This is a genomic window from Streptomyces sp. NPDC052701 (assembly GCF_040678355.1).
GTDB lineage: Bacteria > Actinomycetota > Actinomycetes > Streptomycetales > Streptomycetaceae > Streptomyces.
Genome location: NZ_JBFATO010000006.1, coordinates 218,013 through 235,170, shown reverse-complemented (window position 1 = coordinate 235,170; position 17,158 = coordinate 218,013). Strand labels below are relative to the sequence as shown.

The following is a 17,158-nucleotide window of genomic DNA, read 5'->3' as shown; positions in this document are numbered from 1 at the left end:
CGCCCGCGGCGGGCCGGCGTCGGCCACGGCCCGTCCCGTGCCCCGCGCGGGGCACGGGACGGGCCGCGCCGCTCAGCCCGCCAGCCCCAACTCCCGTGCGATCAGCATCCGCTGGACCTCGCTCGTGCCCTCGCCGATCTCCAGGATCTTGGAGTCGCGCCACATGCGGGCGACCGGGTACTCGTTCATGAAGCCGTAGCCGCCGTGGATCTGGGTGGCGTCGCGGGCGTTGTCGACCGCGACGGTGGAGCAGTAGAGCTTCGCCAGCGCCGCCTCCTTCTTGAAGGGTTCGCCGGCGACCAGGCGGCTGGCCGCGTCCCGCCAGGCCAGCCGGGCCGTGTGGGCCTTCATCTCCATGTCGGCGATCTTGAACTGGACGGCCTGGTTGGCGCCGATGGGCCGGCCGAAGGCGTGACGTTCCTTCGCGTAGGCCAGCGACTCGTCCACGCAGCCCTGCGCCAGGCCCGTCGCGAGCGCCGCGATGGCGATGCGGCCCTCGTCGAGGATGCGCAGGAACTGGGCGTAGCCGCGGCCCTCCTCGCCCAGCAGGTTGGCGGCCGGGACCCGGACGTCCGCGAAGGAGAGTTCGCGGGTGTCCGAGGCGTTCCAGCCGACCTTGGAGTACGGGGCCGCGACCGTGAAGCCGGGGGTGCCCGACGGGACGATGATCGCCGAGATCTCGGGCCTTCCGTCCGGCTTGCGGCCCGTGACCGCCGTGACCGTCACCAGGCCCGTGATGTCCGTGCCCGAGTTGGTGATGAAGCACTTGGTGCCGTTGATGACCCACTCGTCGGTCGAGGGGTCCAGGCGGGCCGTGGTGCGGGTCGCGCCCGCGTCCGAGCCGCCGTCCGGTTCCGTCAGGCCGAAGGCGCCCAGCATCTCGCCGGAGCACATGCGCGGGAGCCACCGGCGCTTCTGCTCCTCGGTGCCGAAGAGGTGGATGGGCATCGCACCCAGGGAGACCCCGGCCTCGAGCGTGATGGCGACCGAGGAGTCGACCCGGGCCAGTTCCTCCAGCGCCACCCCGAGGGCCAGGTAGTCCCCGCCCATGCCGCCGTACTCCTCGGGGAACGGCAGCCCGAACAGGCCCATGCGGCCCATCTCGCGGACGATCTCGTAGGGGAACTCGTGCCGCTCGTAGAAGTCGCCGATCTTGGGCGCCACGATGTCGTGCGCGAACGCCTCGACGGTGCGCCGCAGTTCCTCCAGCTCGGGGGAGAGACGGTGGTCCATGGTGATCACTGCTCCTCGGAGTCCTCGTGGGACAGGGCTCGGACGGTGCGGGACGGGCTGGGCCGGCCCAGGTGATCGGCCATCCACACGCTTGTGGCGACGAGACGGCCGAGGTCGACCCCGGTGTCGATGCCGAGGCCCCGCAGCATCCACACGAGGTCTTCGGTGGCGAGGTTGCCGGTGGCGGACTTGGCGTAGGGGCAGCCGCCGAGTCCGCCGGCGGAGGCGTCGACGGTGGTGACGCCGTGCCGGAGCGCGGCCAGGGTGTTGGCGAGGGCCTGGCCGTAGGTGTCGTGGAAGTGGACGCCCAGGGCCGGGGTCGGGACGCCGGCCTCGTTCAGCGCCGTCAGCAGCGCGGTGACGTGGCCCGGGGTCGCCACCCCGATGGTGTCGCCGAGGCTCAGCTCGTCGCAGCCCATGTCGAGCAGCGCCCGGCATACCCGGACGACCCGGGGGACCGGGACCGCGCCCTCCCACGGGTCGCCGAAGCACATCGACAGGTAGCCGCGGACATGGCCGCCCGCCGCCTTCGCGCGCGCCACCACCGGCTCGAACATGGCCAGGGCCTCGTCCACCGTGCGGTTGAGGTTGGCCCTGGCGAAGGACTCGGTGGCGCTGGCGAAGACGGCCACGCGGCGGGCGCCGAGCGCCAGCGCCCGGTCCAGGCCGCGTTCGTTGGGGACGAGGACCGGGAGCGCCACCGGCAGGCCGGCGACCATCGGGTACAGCCGCTCGGCGTCCGCCAGTTGGGGCACCCACTTGGGGTGCACGAAGCTGGTCGCCTCGATCGTGGTCAGTCCGGCGCCGGCCAGGCGGCGGACGAACTCCGCCTTGACCTCCGTCGGGACGGTCGCCGGCTCGTTCTGCAGGCCGTCGCGCGCGCCGACCTCGTGGATCCGGACGCGGGCGGGCAGGCCCTCGGCCGGTACGGCCATGGGAAGGCCCTCGGCTGTCATTCCGTCTCCTCCCCACGGGGTGCGATGACGGCCAGCACCTGGTCCATGGCGACCGTCGTGCCCGGCGCCACGTCCAGTTCGGTGACCGTGCCGGCGTGCGGGGCGGAGATGACGTGCTCCATCTTCATCGCCTCCACCACCAGCAGGCTCTGACCGGCCGCGACCTCGTCGCCGACGGCGACCTTCACGACCGTGACCGTCCCCGGCATGGGCGCGGTGAGGGAGTCGGCGCCCGCGTGGGCCGCGCGGGTCAGGGACGCGGCGACCGGGTCGTGGTCGCGCACCTGCCAGGCGTCGCCGTCGCGGCCGAGCCAGTCGGCGGCGCGGTGGAAGGTGTGGCGGACGCCGTCCAGGGTCACGGACACCCGGTCGCCGGTGACGGTGTGGGTGCCGCGCGGGACGTACGCCACGGGGTCGCCGAGGGCCCGCAGGTGGAAGGTGACGGGCTTCGGCTCGCCGCCCAGCCGCCAGCCGCTCGGCACGGAGAAGGGGTCGGTCCAGCCGTCGTCCTCCGGCTTCAGCGCCTCCAGCCGTACGGCCGCCGCCGCCTCGTACACCTCCTCCGGTACGCCGGCGGGGACGAGCCCCGCCACCTCCCGCTCCACCAGCCCGGTGTCCAGCTCCCCGGCGACCACCGCCGGATGCGCCAGCAGCCGGCGCAGGAACCCGGCGTTGGTCTGCACGCCCAGCGTCACCGTCCGCGCGAGGGCCGCGCGGAGCCTGCGCAGGGCCGTGGCGCGGTCGGGTCCGTAGGCGATCACCTTGGAGAGCATGGGGTCGTACAGGCTGCCGACCTCGGTGCCCTCGCTGAGCCCGGAGTCGGTGCGGACCCCCTCGCCCTGCGGCTCGTGCAGCCGCAGCACCGTGCCGCCGGAGGGCAGGAATCCGCGGGCGGGGTCCTCGGCGCAGATGCGGGCCTCGATCGCGTGCCCGGTGAGGCGGACGTCGTCCTGCCCGAACAGCAGCGGCTCGCCCGCCGCCACCCGCAGCTGCCACTCCACCAGGTCCAGGCCGGTGATCAGCTCGGTGACCGGGTGCTCCACCTGCAGACGGGTGTTCATCTCCATGAAGTAGTACGACGTCGGGTCGCCGCCGGACACGATGAACTCCACCGTGCCCGCGCCCCGGTAGCCGCAGGAGCGGGCCGCCTGGACCGCCGCCTCGCCCATCGCCGCGCGGGTGCGCTCGTCCAGGAGGACGGAGGGCGCCTCTTCGATGATCTTCTGGTGGCGGCGCTGCAGGGAGCACTCGCGCTCGCCCAGGTGGACGACGTTGCCGTGGCCGTCGGCCAGGACCTGGATCTCGATGTGCCGGGGGCGGTCGATCCACCGCTCGACCAGGAGGGTGTCGTCGCCGAAGGAGACGCGGGCCTCGCGGCGGGCCGCGGCGATCTCCTCCTCCAGCAGGGCCAGGTCCCGCACCAGGCGCATGCCCTTGCCGCCGCCGCCCGCCGAGGGCTTCAGCAGCACGGGCGCGCCCAGCTCGCGGGCCGCCTCGGCCAGCTCGGGGTCGCGTCCGCCGGGGACGACCGGGACCCCGGCGGCCCGCACGGTCTCCTTGGCGCGGATCTTGTCGCCCATGAGGGAGATCGCGTCGGCCGGAGGGCCGATGAAGACCAGCCCCGCCGCGGCGCAGGCGCGCGCGAAGCCGGCGTTCTCGGCGAGGAAGCCGTAGCCGGGGTGGACGGCCTGGGCGCCGCTGCGGGCGGCGGCGTCGAGGATCCGCTCGACGCAGAGGTAGCTCTCGGCCGCCGGCGCCGGTCCGATCCGGACCGCCGTGTCGGCCTCGCGCACGTGCCGGGCGTCGGCGTCCGCGTCGGAGAAGACGGCCACCGAGCGCACGCCCATCGCCCGCAGGGTGCGGATGACGCGGACGGCGATCTCGCCCCGGTTGGCCACGAGTACGGTGTCGAACATCTGTCCAAGTCCCCCTGTCACATCCGGAAGACGCCGAACTGGGGGTCACCCAGCGGGGCGTTGGCGCACGCGGTCAGGGCCAGTCCCAGCACCTGCCGGGTCTCCAGCGGGTCGATCACGCCGTCGTCCCACAGGCGTGCGGTGGCGTAGTAGGCGTTGCCCTGGCGCTCGTACTGGGCGCGGATCGGCGCCTTGAAGGCCTCTTCCTCCTCCGGGGGCCACTGCTCGCCCCGGGCCTCCAGCTGGTCCCGCTTGACGGTGGCGAGGACCGAGGCGGCCTGCTCGCCGCCCATCACGGAGATCTTGGCGTTGGGCCACATCCACAGGAAGCGGGGCGAGTACGCCCGCCCGCACATGGAGTAGTTCCCGGCGCCGTACGAGCCGCCGACCACCACCGTCAGCTTCGGCACGCGCGTGCAGGCGACGGCCGTGACCATCTTGGCGCCGTGCTTGGCGATGCCGCCCGCCTCGTAGTCGCGCCCCACCATGAAGCCGGAGATGTTCTGCAGGAAGACCAGCGGGATCCCGCGCTGGTCGCACAGCTCGACGAAGTGGGCGCCCTTCTGGGCGGACTCGGCGAACAGGATGCCGTTGTTGGCGACGATGCCGACCGGGTGGCCGTGGATCCGGGCGAAGCCGGTGACCAGGGTCTGCCCGAACTCGGACTTGAACTCGGCGAAGCGCGAGCCGTCGACCACGCGCGCGATGACCTCGCGGACGTCGTAGGGGGTGCGGGGGTCGACGGGGACCGCGCCGTAGAGCCCGTACGGATCGACCTTCGGTTCGGCCGGCCGGGTGACCTCCCACGGCGGCGTCCCGCGCGCGGGGAGGGTCGAGACGATGGTCCGGACGATCCGCAGCGCGTGGGCGTCGTCCTCGGCGAGGTGGTCGGTGACGCCGGAGATCCGGGAGTGGACCTCGCCGCCGCCGAGCTCCTCCGCGGTGACGACCTCCCCGGTGGCCGCCTTCACCAGCGGGGGGCCGCCGAGGAAGATCGTGCCCTGGTTGCGGACGATCACGGCCTCGTCGCTCATGGCCGGGACGTACGCCCCGCCGGCCGTGCAGGAGCCGAGCACGGCCGCGATCTGCGGGATGCCGGCGCCGGACATGCGGGCCTGGTTGTAGAAGATCCGGCCGAAGTGGTCGCGGTCCGGGAAGACCTCGTCCTGCAGGGGCAGGAACGCTCCCCCGGAGTCGACGAGGTACAGACAGGGAAGCCGGTTCTCCAGGGCCACCTCCTGGGCCCTCAGGTGCTTCTTCACGGTCATCGGGTAGTACGTGCCGCCCTTGACGGTCGCGTCGTTGGCGACGATCACGCACTCGCGCCCCGAGACCCGCCCGATGCCCGCGATGACGCCCGCGGCCGGGGCCTGCCCGTCGTACATCCCGTCCGCCGCGAGCGGGGCCAGCTCCAGGAACGGCGAGCCGGGGTCGAGGAGGGCGTCGACCCGGTCGCGCGGGAGCAGCTTTCCGCGCGCGGTGTGCCGCGCCCGGGCCTTCTCCCCGCCCCCCAGTCGCGCCGCCGCCAGTTTGGCGCGCAGCTCCTCGACGAGGGCGCGGTGCGCCTCCTCGTTGGCCCGAAAGGCCTCCGACGCGGGATCTGCCGCGCTGTGAAGCTCCGGTGCCTCGTGCATCCTGCGGTCCCCTCACCTTGTTAATGAGCGTTAACGCATTTCCTTCAGGTTAACGACCGCTAACCTCGCTGTCTAGAATTACCTCCATGGCCACCAGAACCGACGCCCCCACCCGCCGCGAGCAGATCCTGAAGGAGGCCGCCCGACTGTTCGCCGAGCGCGGCTTCCACGGCGTCGGGGTCGACGAGATAGGCGCCGCGGTCGGCATCAGCGGACCCGGGCTGTACCGGCACTTCGCGGGCAAGGACGCGATGCTCGCGGAGCTGCTGGTCGGGATCAGCGGGCAGCTGCTGACCGGTGCGAAGCGACGCCTGGCGGAGGCCGACGGGGCGGCCCCGGAGGCGGTCCTCGACTCGCTGATCGAGGGGCACATCGACTTCGCGCTCGACGACCGTCCCCTCATCACCCTGCACGACCGCGAGCTGGACCGCCTCCGGGACAGCGACCGCAAGCTGGTGCGCCAGTTCCAGCGGCAGTACGTCGAGCTGTGGGTGGGGGTGGTGCGCAGGGTCTACCCGGCCCTCGCCGAGCCGCCCGCCCGTTCGGCGGTCCACTCGGTCTTCGGCCTGCTGAACTCGACACCCCACCTGGGCCGGCCGGGGTCGCTGCCGGGGCGGGACGCGACGGCGGAGCTGCTGCACCGGATGGCGCGGGGGGCACTCGCGGCAGCGGCGGCCCAGTCGTGACGACGGGCCCGCCGGCGGGCCTCCGGCTCACTGCCTTGGGGCCATGGGCATGGACTACGCGAAGATGCGCGCGATCGCCGAGCAGCTCGGGGCCTACGCCGAGCAGCTCGAAGGCGCCTGGAGCGTCGAGATCGGCCCGTCCGGCCCGATACTGGCCATGACGTGTCCGTCGAAGCGTCACGAGGGCACGGTCCGCCGCATCTGCAAGCAGCTGGACGACCAGCTCCTCGGCACTCACCCCGGCTGCATCTGCGCCAGCGGTCCCGAGATCGAGCACCCGGCGATCGGCCGCATGCGCCTGCCCGACGCGGTCGTCATCCCGGAGGCGACCCTCGACGAGGAGGGCCTCGCCGTCGATGCGGCGGAGGTCCTGGCGGTCGTCGAGATCGTCCCCCCGTCCAACCCCCACAACGACTACGTCGAGAAGCTCGCCGACTACCCGGCCATGGGCATCGCCCACTACCTGATCGTCGATCCGCGCACCGGCACGATCGAGGTGCACTCCGATCCGTGCAAGGGGCGCTACACCCGCAAGGACTCCTACATCTACGGCGATCCGGTGCCGTTCGGCCCGTGGACGGTGGAGACGTCCGCGTTCCGCCGCTACGGCAGGAACGCGGACGGGGACGGGGCGGCCTGAGGGCCCGCCCCCGGCCGCCCCGCGCGAAGCCCCGGGAACGCGGGCGGCGCCGGCGGGAGCGGCGCCGCCCGCGTCCGGCGTGTGACGGGGACGACCGCACGCCGGCGCATCACCGGTCCGTCACCGGGGCACTGTGTACCGGACGCCCTCTGGACAAGACGTGAGGTTAGGCTAACCTAAGGCTGCTCAGCCACATGGCCCAATCGGCGCGCACGCCGTGGCCCCGTACGCACGAAAGCAGATCCACCCATGTCGAATGCCAGAACCGCCCGCTTCTCCCGTCGCGGACTCCTCGCCTCCGGCGGCGCCCTCGGCCTCGGCGCCCTCGTGACCGCGTGCGGCGGCAGCGACAAGAAGGACGGCGGCTCGGACTCGACGGCGGCGGGCAAGGCCAAGTCCGGCCCCTGGACCTTCAAGGACGACCGCGGCACCACCGTGAAGCTCGACAAGGTCCCCGCGAACATCGTGGCCTTCACGGGTGTCGCCGCGGCCCTCCACGACTACGGCGTCCAGGTCAAGGGCGTCTTCGGCCCGACCAGGACCGCGGACGGCAAGGCCGACGTCCAGGCCGGCGACATGGACGTCAGCAAGGTGACCGTCCTCGGCAACGCCTGGGACCAGTTCAACGTCGAGAAGTACGCGACCCTCGCGCCCGACGTCCTGATCAGCACGATGTTCGACGACGCCGGCACCCTCTGGTACGTCCCCGAGGCCTCCAAGGAGAAGATCGCCAAGCTCGCCCCGAGCGTGGGCATCTCCGTCTACGACCGCCAGCTGACCGCGCCCCTGCAGCGCGTGTGGGAGCTGGCCGAGTCGCTCGGCGCGGACATGAAGGCCGCCAAGGCCACCGACGCCAAGAAGCGCTTCGAGGAGGCCTCGGAGCGGCTGCGCAAGGCCGCCAAGGCGCACCCCGACATCAAGGTGATGGCCGGTTCCGCCAGCCAGGAGCTGTTCTACGTCTCCGGCACCAACCTTTCCGTCGACCTGGAGTACTTCAAGGCGCTCGGCGTGAACTTCGTCGAGCCGCCGGAGAAGGCCAAGTCCGAGGGCGGCGGCTGGTTCGAGTCCCTGAGCTGGGAGAACGTCGACAAGTACCGGGCCGACATCATCATGATGGACGACCGCTCCTCGGCCATCCAGCCCGCCGACATCACCGAGGCGACCTGGAAGAAACTGCCCGCGGTCAAGGCCGGCCAGGTCATTCCCCGCTCCGCCGAGCCGATCCTGTCCTACGACAAGTGCGCCCCACTGGTCGAGAACCTCGCCAAGGCCATCGAGACGGCCAAGAAGGTCAGCTGACCCCCACCCCCTCAGCCCCCTGACGAAGCATCGGGAGCACCCATGACGACGGCCGTGGCCGCCCCGTTCCGTTTCTTCTCCCTCCAGGTCGTGCGGACGAGGCGGCTCGGCCCGTCGCTGCTCCGGGTCACCTTCGCGGGACCGGATCTGCACGCCTTCCACTCCGACGGGCGCGACCAGTCGCTGTCGCTGTTCCTGCCGCATCCGGGGCAGAGCGAGCCGGTCGTCCCGCTGGAGCTCGGCGACGGATGGTGGCAGGGCTGGCGGGAACTCCCGGACGACGTACGGGCCGTGATGCGCTCGTACACGCTGCGGGCCCTGCGGCGGAACCCCGACGAGATCGACATCGACTTCGCGCTGCACGGCGTGGAGCCGGGCTCCGGCACCCTGGCCGGTCCCGCCTCCCGGTGGGCCGCCGGGGCCGCCGCCGGCGACCGGGTGCTGCTGCTCGGTCCGGCGGTCGCGGACAACCGGGCGATCCGCTTCCGGCCGCCGGAGGGAACCGACCTGGTGCTCGTGTGGGGCGACGAGACCGCCGTCCCGGCCGTCTCGGCCATCGTCGAGTCGCTGCCGGCCGGCACCCGCGCCCGGGTCTGGCTGGAGGTCCCCCGCGCCGGGGACATCCAGGACCTCGCCACCGAGGCCGACGCCGAGATCACCTGGCTGGTGCGGGACGAGCACCGCGCCGGGAGCTCCCCCGCGGCCCTCGACGTGCTGCGCGCCGCCGAACTGCCGCGCGCCGAGCGGCCGTACGTCTGGATCGCGGGCGAGTCGGGCTGCGTGAAGCAGCTGCGCCGGCACTTCGTGGGCGAGCGCGGGATCGACCGCCGGTCGGTCACGTTCGTGGGCTACTGGCGCCAGGGCCTGACGGAGGAACAACTGCGCGAGCAGGGCGAGTAGTTGCCCTCCGCGCCTGTCCGTCGCCCCTGAGGCCGCAGTGATCGCGGTCACGGCGGGGACGGGGTCTGGCAAGGGTTACTTAGGTTAGGCTAACCTAAGTCGAACTTGTGGCTCGACCCCGTTTCCGTCCCGCACCGGACTGTCCCCACCGGAGGACCCCCACATGCGCTCGCACCTGCTCAACGACACCACCGCGGAGCAGTACCGCCGCTCCGTGACCCAAGGAGTCGAGCGGGTGGCCGCAAAACTCGCCACCACCGACCGGCCGTTCACCGGCGTCACGGTCGACGCCCTCGCTCCCCGCATCGACGAGATCGACCTCGACCAGCCGCTGCACGACACCACCGCGGTGCTCGACGAACTGGAGGACGTCTACCTCCGGGACGCGGTCTACTTCCACCACCCCCGCTACCTGGCCCACCTCAACTGCCCGGTCGTCATCCCGGCCGTGCTCGGCGAGGCCGTCCTGTCCGCCGTCAACTCCTCCCTGGACACCTGGGACCAGTCGGCCGGCGGCACCCTCATCGAGCGCAAACTGATCGACTGGACGGCCGGCCGCATCGGCCTCGGCCCGGCCGCCGACGGCGTGTTCACCTCCGGCGGCACCCAGTCCAACCTCCAGGCGCTGCTGCTGGCCCGCGAGGAGGCCAAGACCGACGACCTGGCGAGACTGCGCGTCTTCGCCTCCGAGGTCAGCCACTTCAGCGTGCAGAAGTCGGCGAAACTGCTCGGCCTCGGCCAGGACGCCGTGGTCTCGGTCCCCGTCGACCACGACAAGCGGATGCAGACCGTCGCGCTCGCCCGCGAGCTGGAGCGCTGCAGGCGGGACGGCCTCGTCCCGATGGCCGTCGTCGCCACCGCCGGCACCACCGACTTCGGCTCCATCGACCCGCTGCCCGAGATCGCCGGGCTGTGCGAGCAGTTCGACGCCTGGATGCACGTCGACGCCGCCTACGGCTGCGGTCTGCTCGCCTCCCTGAAGTACCGGGACCGCCTGGCCGGCATCGAGCACGCCGACTCCGTCACCGTCGACTACCACAAGTCCTTCTTCCAGCCGGTGAGTTCGTCGGCCGTGCTCGTCAAGGACGCCTCGACGCTCCGTCACGCCACCTACCACGCCGAGTACCTCAACCCGCGCCGCATGGTGCAGGAACGCATCCCCAACCAGGTGGACAAGTCCCTGCAGACCACCCGCCGCTTCGACGCGCTCAAGCTGTGGGTGACCCTGCGCGTGATGGGCGCCGACGGCATCGGGCAGCTCTTCGACGAGGTGTGCGACCTCGCGCGGGAGGGCTGGGAGCTGCTGGCCGCCGACCCGCGCTTCGACGTGGTCGTCGAGCCGAGCCTGTCCACCCTGGTCTTCCGCTACGTCCCGGCGTCCGTCACCGACCCCGCCGAGATCGACCGGGCCAACCTCCACGCCCGCAAGGCCCTGTTCGCCTCGGGCGACGCCGTCGTCGCGGGCACCAAGGTCGCCGGGCGCCACTACCTGAAGTTCACCCTGCTCAACCCCGAGACCACGACGGCCGACATCACCGCCGTCCTCGATCTGATCGCCGGCCACGCCGAGCAGTACCTGGGAGAATCCCTTGACCGCGCTTCCTGAAGCCGCTGCGTCCACCGACAAGACCTACGACTTCGTGGGGATCGGGCTCGGCCCCTTCAACCTCGGACTGGCGTGCCTGACCGAGCCCATCGCCGAACTGGACGGTCTCTTCCTGGAGTCGAAGCCCGACTTCGCGTGGCACGCCGGCATGTTCCTCGACGGCGCCCACCTCCAGACGCCGTTCATGTCGGACCTGGTCACCCTCGCCGACCCGACGTCCCCCTACTCCTTCCTCAACTACCTGAAGGAGAAGGGCCGGCTGTACTCGTTCTACATCCGCGAGAACTTCTACCCGCTGCGGGTGGAGTACGACGACTACTGCCGCTGGGCCGCCTCCAAGCTGAGCAGCGTCCGCTTCGGCACGACCGTCACCGAGGTGACGTACGACGAGGCCGACGGGCTGTACGCGGTGCGGACGGCCGCCGGTGACACCCACCGCGCCCGCCACCTGGTCCTGGGCACCGGCACCGTGCCCTTCGTCCCGGAGCCGTGCCGCGGCCTGGAGGGCGACCTGTTCCACAACGCGCAGTACATGCACCGCAAGGCGGAGCTGCTCACCAAGAAGTCGATCACCATCGTCGGCAGCGGCCAGAGCGCGGCGGAGATCTACCACGAGCTGCTCTCCGGGATCGACGTCCACGGCTACCGGCTCAACTGGGTCACCCGCTCCCCGCGGTTCTTCCCGCTGGAGTACACCAAGCTGACGCTGGAGATGACGTCCCCGGACTACATCGACTACTTCCGCGCGCTGCCCGAGGAGACCCGCTACCGGCTGGAGAAGCAGCAGAAGGGCCTGTTCAAGGGCATCAACTCGGACCTGATCGACGCGATCTTCGACCTGCTGTACCAGAAGAACGTCGAGAGCGGCGGCCGCGGCGTCCCCACCCGGCTGCTCACCAACTCCTCCCTGACCTCGGCCCGGTACGAGGACGGCGGTTACACGCTCGGCTTCCACCAGGACGAGCAGGACAAGGACTTCGAGATCCGCACCGAGGGCCTGGTGCTGGCCACCGGCTACCACTACGAGCCGCCGGCCTTCCTCGACCCGATCCGCGACCGCCTCCGCTTCGACGGCCACGGCCGCTTCGACGTCGCCCGCAACTACGCCGTCGACGTCACCGGCAGAGGGGTGTTCCTGCAGAACGCCGGCGTCCACACCCACAGCATCACCAGCCCCGACCTGGGCATGGGCGCGTACCGGAACGCGTACATCATCCGTGAGCTGCTGGGCAGCGAGTACTACCCGGTCGAGAAGAGCATCGCCTTCCAGGAGTTCGCCGTATGAGCGCCACCACCGTCGGCACCCTCGCCCTGCGCCCCCTCGACCCCCTGAAGGACGCCGGGCTGCTGCACGGCTGGGTCACCCACCCCAAGGCCGCGTTCTGGATGATGCAGGACGCGCGGCTCCAGGACGTCGAGCGCGCCTACCTGGAGATCGCCGCCGACGAGCACCACCACGCCTACCTCGGGCTGCACGACGGCGAGCCGGCCTTCCTGATGGAGAAGTACGACCCCGCCCACCGCGAGCTGGTCGGCCTGTACGAGCCGCAGCCCGGCGACGTCGGCATGCACTTCCTGGTCGCGCCGACGGACCGGCCGGTCCACGGGTTCACCAGGGCCGTCATCACCGCCGTGATGGAGTTCCTGTTCCAGGACCCGGCGACCCGGCGCGTGGTCGTCGAGCCGGACGTGGACAACAAGGCGGTGCACGCCCTGAACGAGGCCGTCGGCTTCGTTCCCGAGCGCGAGATCCAGAAACCGGAGAAGAAGGCGTTGCTGAGTTTCTGCACCCGCGAGCAGTTCGAGAGGGCGGTGCGCGCATGACCCTCGCCGACGCGGTCGCCCACCTCTCCCCCGAGCGCTGGGAGCAGGCCAACCGGCTCCTGCTCCGCAAGGCGCTCGCCGAGTTCGCGCACGAGCGGCTGATCACGCCGGAGCGGGACGGGCAGGAGTACGTCGTCCGCAGCGACGACGGCCTGACCTCGTACCGCTTCCGCGCCGTCCGCCGCGCCCTGGACCACTGGCAGGTGGACGCCGGCTCGATCACCCGGCACCGGGACGGCGCCGGACTCCCGCTCGCCGCCCTGGACTTCTTCGTCGAACTGAAGGAGTCCCTGGGCCTGAGCGACGAGATCCTCCCCGTCTACCTGGAGGAGATCTCCTCCACGCTCTCCGGCACCTGCTACAAGCTCACCAAGCCGAAGGTGACCTCCGCCGAGCTGGCCAGGAGCGGCTTCCAGGACGTCGAGACCGGCATGACCGAGGGCCACCCCTGCTTCGTCGCCAACAACGGGCGGCTCGGCTTCGGCGTCCACGAGTACCTGTCGTACGCGCCGGAGACCGCGAGCCCCGTCCGCCTGGTCTGGCTGGCCGCCCACCGCTCCCGGGCCGCCTTCACGGCCGGCGCCGGCATCGAGTACGAGTCGTTCGTGCGGCAGGAGCTGGGCGAGGAGACCGTCGAGCGCTTCCACGGCGTCCTGCGCGGCCAGGGCCTGGACCCGGCCGACTACCTCCTCGTCCCCGTCCACCCCTGGCAGTGGTGGAACAAGCTCACCGTCACCTTCGCCGCCGAGGTCGCCCGCAGGCACCTGGTCTGCCTGGGCGAGGGCGACGACGAGTACCTGGCCCAGCAGTCCATCCGGACCTTCTTCAACACCTCGCACCCCGAGAAGCACTACGTGAAGACGGCCCTGTCCGTCCTCAACATGGGCTTCATGCGCGGGCTGTCGGCCGCCTACATGGAGGCCACCCCGGCGATCAACGACTGGCTGGCCCAGCTCATCGAGGGCGACCCGGTGCTGAAGGCGACGGGCCTGTCGATCATCCGGGAGCGGGCGGCCGTCGGCTACCGGCACCTGGAGTACGAGAAGGCGACCGACCGCTACTCGCCGTACCGCAAGATGCTCGCCGCGCTGTGGCGGGAGAGCCCGGTGCCCTCGCTGCGGGAGGGCGAGACGCTGGCGACCATGGCCTCCCTGCTGCACGTCGACCACGAGGGGGCGTCCTTCGCGGGCGCGCTGATCGAGCGGTCGGGACTGGCCCCGAAGGAGTGGCTGCGCCGCTACCTGCGGGCGTACTACACCCCGCTGCTGCACAGCTTCTACGCCTACGACCTGGTCTACATGCCGCACGGCGAGAACGTCATCCTGGTGCTGGAGGACGGGGTCGTGCGGCGCGCGATCTACAAGGACATCGCCGAGGAGATCGCGGTCATGGACCCGGACGCCGTGCTGCCGCCCGAGGTCGCCCGGATCCGGGTCGAGGTCCCCGACGACACGAAGCTCCTGTCGATCTTCACGGACGTCTTCGACTGCTTCTTCCGCTTCCTCGCCGCGAACCTCGCCGCCGAGGGGATCCTCCCCGAGGACGACTTCTGGCGCACGGTCGCGGAGGTCACCCGCGAGTACCAGGAGTCGGTGCCCGAACTCGCCGACAAGTTCGCGCAGTACGACATGTTCGCGCCCGAGTTCGCGCTGTCCTGCCTCAACCGCCTCCAGCTGCGCAACAACCGGCAGATGGTGGACCTGGCCGACCCGTCCGGCGCGCTCCAGCTGGTCGGCACGCTGAAGAACCCGATCGCGGGCCGGTAGGCCCTCCGCAAACGGGCGGGCACCCCGGAGTACGGTCCTCCGGGGTGCCCGTCGCGCGTTGCCCGGGCCGTCGGCCGGGGCACTCAGGCCGTCGGCCAGGGCACCTGGGGCGACCGGTAGTACCCGATGCCCAGCGCGTCCCAGCGCGGCCCCTGCGCCGCGAGCCGCACCCGGTACTCCTCCCAGTCGTGCGTGGCCGCCGGCGACCAGCCCAGCTCGGCGACGCCGGGCAGCCGGGGGAAGGCCATCTGCTCGACGTGGGCGGAATTCTCGATCGTCTCCGTCCACAGCGGCGCCTCGACCCCGCGGACCGCCGAGGCGGGCACGCCCGGCAGATAGGCGCCCGGGTCCCAGTCGTAGGACCGCCGCACCTCCACGTATCCGGCCCAGGACAGGCCCAGCGGGGTGTCCTCGGTGTACTTCATGTCGAGGTAGACCCGGTCGGCCGGGGACAGGATCAGCCCCGTGCCGCCGCGCGCGGCCCTCGCCACCTGCTCCTTCTCCCCGGCGCCGGTGCCGTCCAGGCCCCAGTACTGGGCGAGCGCGCCCTTCGCGGGGGTGGCGCCGGTCAGCTGGTGCCAGCCGACGACCGTCTTGCCGTACTTCGCGACGACCGGCTGCACCCGGTCCATGAACCTCACGTAGTCGGCGTGGCTGGTGGAGTGCGCCTCGTCGCCGCCGATGTGGAGGTAGCGGCCGGGGGTGAGCGCGGCGAGTTCGCGGACCACGTCGTCCACGAAGTCGTAGGTGATCTCCTTGTCCACGCACAGCGAGCTGAAGCCGACCGCGGTGCCGGTGTAGAGCGGGGGTGCCACGCCGTCGCAGTTCAGCTCGGCGTAGGAGGCGAGGGCCGCGTTGGTGTGGCCCGGCATGTCGATCTCGGGGACGACCTCCAGGTACCGGGAGGCGGCGTACCGGACGATCTCCCGGTAGTCGGCCTTGGTGTAGTGGCCGCCGGGGCCGCCGCCGACCTCGGTCGAGCCGCCGTGGGCGGCCAGGCGCGGCCAGGAGTCGACGGCGATGCGCCAGCCCTGGTCGTCGCTGAGGTGCAGGTGCAGCTTGTTGAACTTGTAGAGGGCGAGCTGGTCGATGTAGCGCTTGACCTCCTCGACGGTGAGGAAGTGGCGGGAGACGTCGAGCATGGCGCCGCGCCAGCCGTAGCGCGGGGCGTCCTCGACGGTGCCGCCCGCGACCAGCCAGGGGCCCGGCTGCACGGAGTCCTTCTCGACGGCCGCCGGCAGGAGCTGACGCAGGGTCTGCACGCCGTGGAACAGGCCGGCGGGCGAGCCGGCGCTGATCGTGACGCTCCGGCGGTCGCTGTCCAGGCGGTAGCCCTCGGCCGGGAACCCGCCCTTCACCAGCCGCAGCCGGATGCCTCCCGGGCCGTGGGCGGTGACCGGCAGGCGGTAGCCGGTGGAGGGGCGCAGGAGGTCCGCGAGGTAGGCGCCGATGCGGCGGACCTCGCGCGAGTCGTCGACGCGGATGCGCGTGCCGCGCGTGATGCGGTACGGGGACCCGCCGGGGTCGGCCGAGGCGGGGGCCGGGACGACCCGGTCGAGCGGGGTGGGGGCCGCGGCCCGCGCGGGGGCGGCCCCGGTGACGCCGACACCCGCCGCGACGAGCAGCAGGGAACCGAGAAGGCGCAACGTTCTGTGGTGCTGTCTCACAAAACCGTTCCTTCCGTGAGCCGTTGAGCTCCAAGAGGTCTGGACCACTCTCTCGTGGGACTGGTGGAACAATCCACCCCATGGCGGAAATCATCCAGAAGGACGGCACCTGGGCCTTCGACGGCGACACCCTGCGCCTGACTCCCGGACGGGACAAGAACGTCGGCCTGTTGCGCAGGACCCTGGGCGAACTCGTCGTCCCGCTCCGGGCGTTGGCGGGCATCTCCTTCGAGCAGGGCAAGAAGGCCGGGCGGCTGCGGCTGCGGCTGCGGGACGGCGCCGACCCGCTGCTGCACGCGACCGGCGGCCGGCTCACCGAGCCCCACGACCCGTACCGGCTGATCGTCGAGCCCGACCGCTACGGCGTCGCCGAGTACTTCACCGACGAGGTGCGCAACGCCCTGCTGCTGGACGAGGTGCCGTCCGGCCCGGTGGGCGAGTACCTGCTGCCGGGCCCGTCCGTGCCGCTGTCCGCGTCGGCCGGGGACGGCACCGCGAGCTTCGACGGGGAGCGCGTCCGCCTGGAGTGGAACTGGAAGACGGAGGACGCCAAGGCCGCCGCCGGCACCCGCACCCTGGCGCTGGGCGACATCGCCGCCGTGGAGTGGCACCCGGCGGTCGGTCTGGAGAACGGCTGCCTCCGCTTCACCGTGCGGAACGCGCCCACCGAGGCGCCGCCCAAGTACGACCCGAACGCCGTCGAGCTGTGGGGCTTCCGGAAGGACCCGCTGATGGCCCTGGTCGCCGCCGCCGTGCAGGCCCGGCTGCCCCATCCGGCCGCCGCCGGGGATCCGGCCCCGCGGGAGATCGAAGCCCAGGAGCGCGTCGCATCCGCGGGCGCGGAGGACCACGACGCACTGCTGCGGCGGCTGCGCGAACTGGGCGAGCTGCACCGCGACGGCGTCCTGACGGAGGAGGAGTTCACCCTGGCCAAGCAGGCGGTCCTGAAGCGGATGCAGTGAGGTGATGCGACGCCCGCACAGGGATCACACCCAGCCCCTGCCCGGAATCGGGCAGGATTCTTGCAAAAC

Annotated in this window: 14 protein-coding genes; 9 read left to right on the top strand and 5 right to left on the bottom strand. The window is 71.8% G+C overall.

Going from position 1 to position 17,158, the window contains the following annotated elements:
* Positions 1 to 72: 72 nt before the first annotated feature.
* The 4 genes from AB0L29_RS10735 to AB0L29_RS10720 are packed head-to-tail and all read right to left on the bottom strand — an operon-like array spanning position 73 to position 5,739.
* The gene (locus AB0L29_RS10735) at positions 73 to 1,233 is read right to left on the bottom strand and encodes an acyl-CoA dehydrogenase family protein (RefSeq protein ID WP_365825504.1); all 1,161 of its coding nucleotides are present in this window, start codon (positions 1,231 to 1,233) and stop codon (positions 73 to 75) included.
* 5 nt (positions 1,234 to 1,238) lie between these two features.
* Positions 1,239 to 2,189 (bottom strand): hydroxymethylglutaryl-CoA lyase, encoded by a 951-nt coding sequence (locus AB0L29_RS10730; protein ID WP_365825502.1) that lies wholly within the window; start codon positions 2,187 to 2,189, stop codon positions 1,239 to 1,241.
* Positions 2,186 to 4,105 carry a biotin carboxylase N-terminal domain-containing protein gene (locus AB0L29_RS10725; RefSeq protein WP_365825500.1) on the bottom strand — a complete coding sequence of 640 codons (1,920 nt, stop codon included), beginning with the start codon at positions 4,103 to 4,105 and terminating at the stop codon, positions 2,186 to 2,188. Before AB0L29_RS10725 ends, AB0L29_RS10730 begins: the two co-directional genes overlap by 4 nt.
* A 17-nt stretch (positions 4,106 to 4,122) precedes the next feature.
* Entirely contained in the window at positions 4,123 to 5,739 is a 1,617-nt protein-coding gene (locus tag AB0L29_RS10720) for a carboxyl transferase domain-containing protein (protein WP_365825498.1), read from the bottom strand.
* Positions 5,740 to 5,825: 86 nt separating this feature from the next.
* On the opposite strand from AB0L29_RS10720, the gene AB0L29_RS10715 reads away from it, so the two are divergent.
* From AB0L29_RS10715 to AB0L29_RS10680, 8 genes are all read left to right on the top strand, one after another.
* The gene (locus AB0L29_RS10715; RefSeq protein WP_365825496.1) at positions 5,826 to 6,425 is read left to right on the top strand and encodes a TetR/AcrR family transcriptional regulator; all 600 of its coding nucleotides are present in this window, start codon (positions 5,826 to 5,828) and stop codon (positions 6,423 to 6,425) included.
* 49 nt (positions 6,426 to 6,474) lie between these two features.
* On the top strand, positions 6,475 to 7,065 hold the full coding sequence (locus AB0L29_RS10710; protein WP_365825611.1) for a Uma2 family endonuclease: 591 nt from the start codon (positions 6,475 to 6,477) through the stop codon (positions 7,063 to 7,065).
* Positions 7,066 to 7,314: 249 nt separating this feature from the next.
* The gene (locus tag AB0L29_RS10705; protein ID WP_365825494.1) at positions 7,315 to 8,364 is read left to right on the top strand and encodes an ABC transporter substrate-binding protein; all 1,050 of its coding nucleotides are present in this window, start codon (positions 7,315 to 7,317) and stop codon (positions 8,362 to 8,364) included.
* A gap of 42 nt (positions 8,365 to 8,406) precedes the next feature.
* A complete protein-coding gene (locus AB0L29_RS10700) occupies positions 8,407 to 9,264 on the top strand; it encodes a siderophore-interacting protein (RefSeq protein ID WP_365825492.1) in 858 nt (285 codons plus the stop codon).
* Positions 9,265 to 9,427: 163 nt separating this feature from the next.
* Positions 9,428 to 10,870 (top strand): lysine decarboxylase DesA, encoded by a 1,443-nt coding sequence (gene desA, locus AB0L29_RS10695; protein ID WP_365825491.1) that lies wholly within the window; start codon positions 9,428 to 9,430, stop codon positions 10,868 to 10,870.
* Positions 10,854 to 12,155: a lysine N(6)-hydroxylase/L-ornithine N(5)-oxygenase family protein gene (locus AB0L29_RS10690; RefSeq protein WP_365825489.1), complete on the top strand. Its 1,302-nt coding sequence runs from the start codon at positions 10,854 to 10,856 to the stop codon at positions 12,153 to 12,155. The genes desA and AB0L29_RS10690 overlap by 17 nt, the downstream gene beginning before the upstream one ends.
* Positions 12,152 to 12,694 (top strand): GNAT family N-acetyltransferase, encoded by a 543-nt coding sequence (locus AB0L29_RS10685; RefSeq protein WP_365825487.1) that lies wholly within the window; start codon positions 12,152 to 12,154, stop codon positions 12,692 to 12,694. The genes AB0L29_RS10690 and AB0L29_RS10685 overlap by 4 nt, the downstream gene beginning before the upstream one ends.
* On the top strand, positions 12,691 to 14,460 hold the full coding sequence (locus tag AB0L29_RS10680; RefSeq protein ID WP_365825485.1) for an IucA/IucC family siderophore biosynthesis protein: 1,770 nt from the start codon (positions 12,691 to 12,693) through the stop codon (positions 14,458 to 14,460). Before AB0L29_RS10685 ends, AB0L29_RS10680 begins: the two co-directional genes overlap by 4 nt.
* Before the next feature lie 83 nt (positions 14,461 to 14,543).
* On the opposite strand, the gene AB0L29_RS10675 is transcribed toward AB0L29_RS10680, so the two are convergent.
* Positions 14,544 to 16,127: a beta-N-acetylhexosaminidase gene (locus AB0L29_RS10675; RefSeq protein ID WP_365825483.1), complete on the bottom strand. Its 1,584-nt coding sequence runs from the start codon at positions 16,125 to 16,127 to the stop codon at positions 14,544 to 14,546.
* Positions 16,128 to 16,207: 80 nt separating this feature from the next.
* Here AB0L29_RS10675 and AB0L29_RS10670 point away from each other — a divergent pair, with 80 nt between their 5' ends.
* On the top strand, positions 16,208 to 17,089 hold the full coding sequence (locus AB0L29_RS10670) for a DUF4429 domain-containing protein (protein ID WP_365825481.1): 882 nt from the start codon (positions 16,208 to 16,210) through the stop codon (positions 17,087 to 17,089).
* The last annotated feature ends 69 nt before the right edge of the window (positions 17,090 to 17,158 follow it).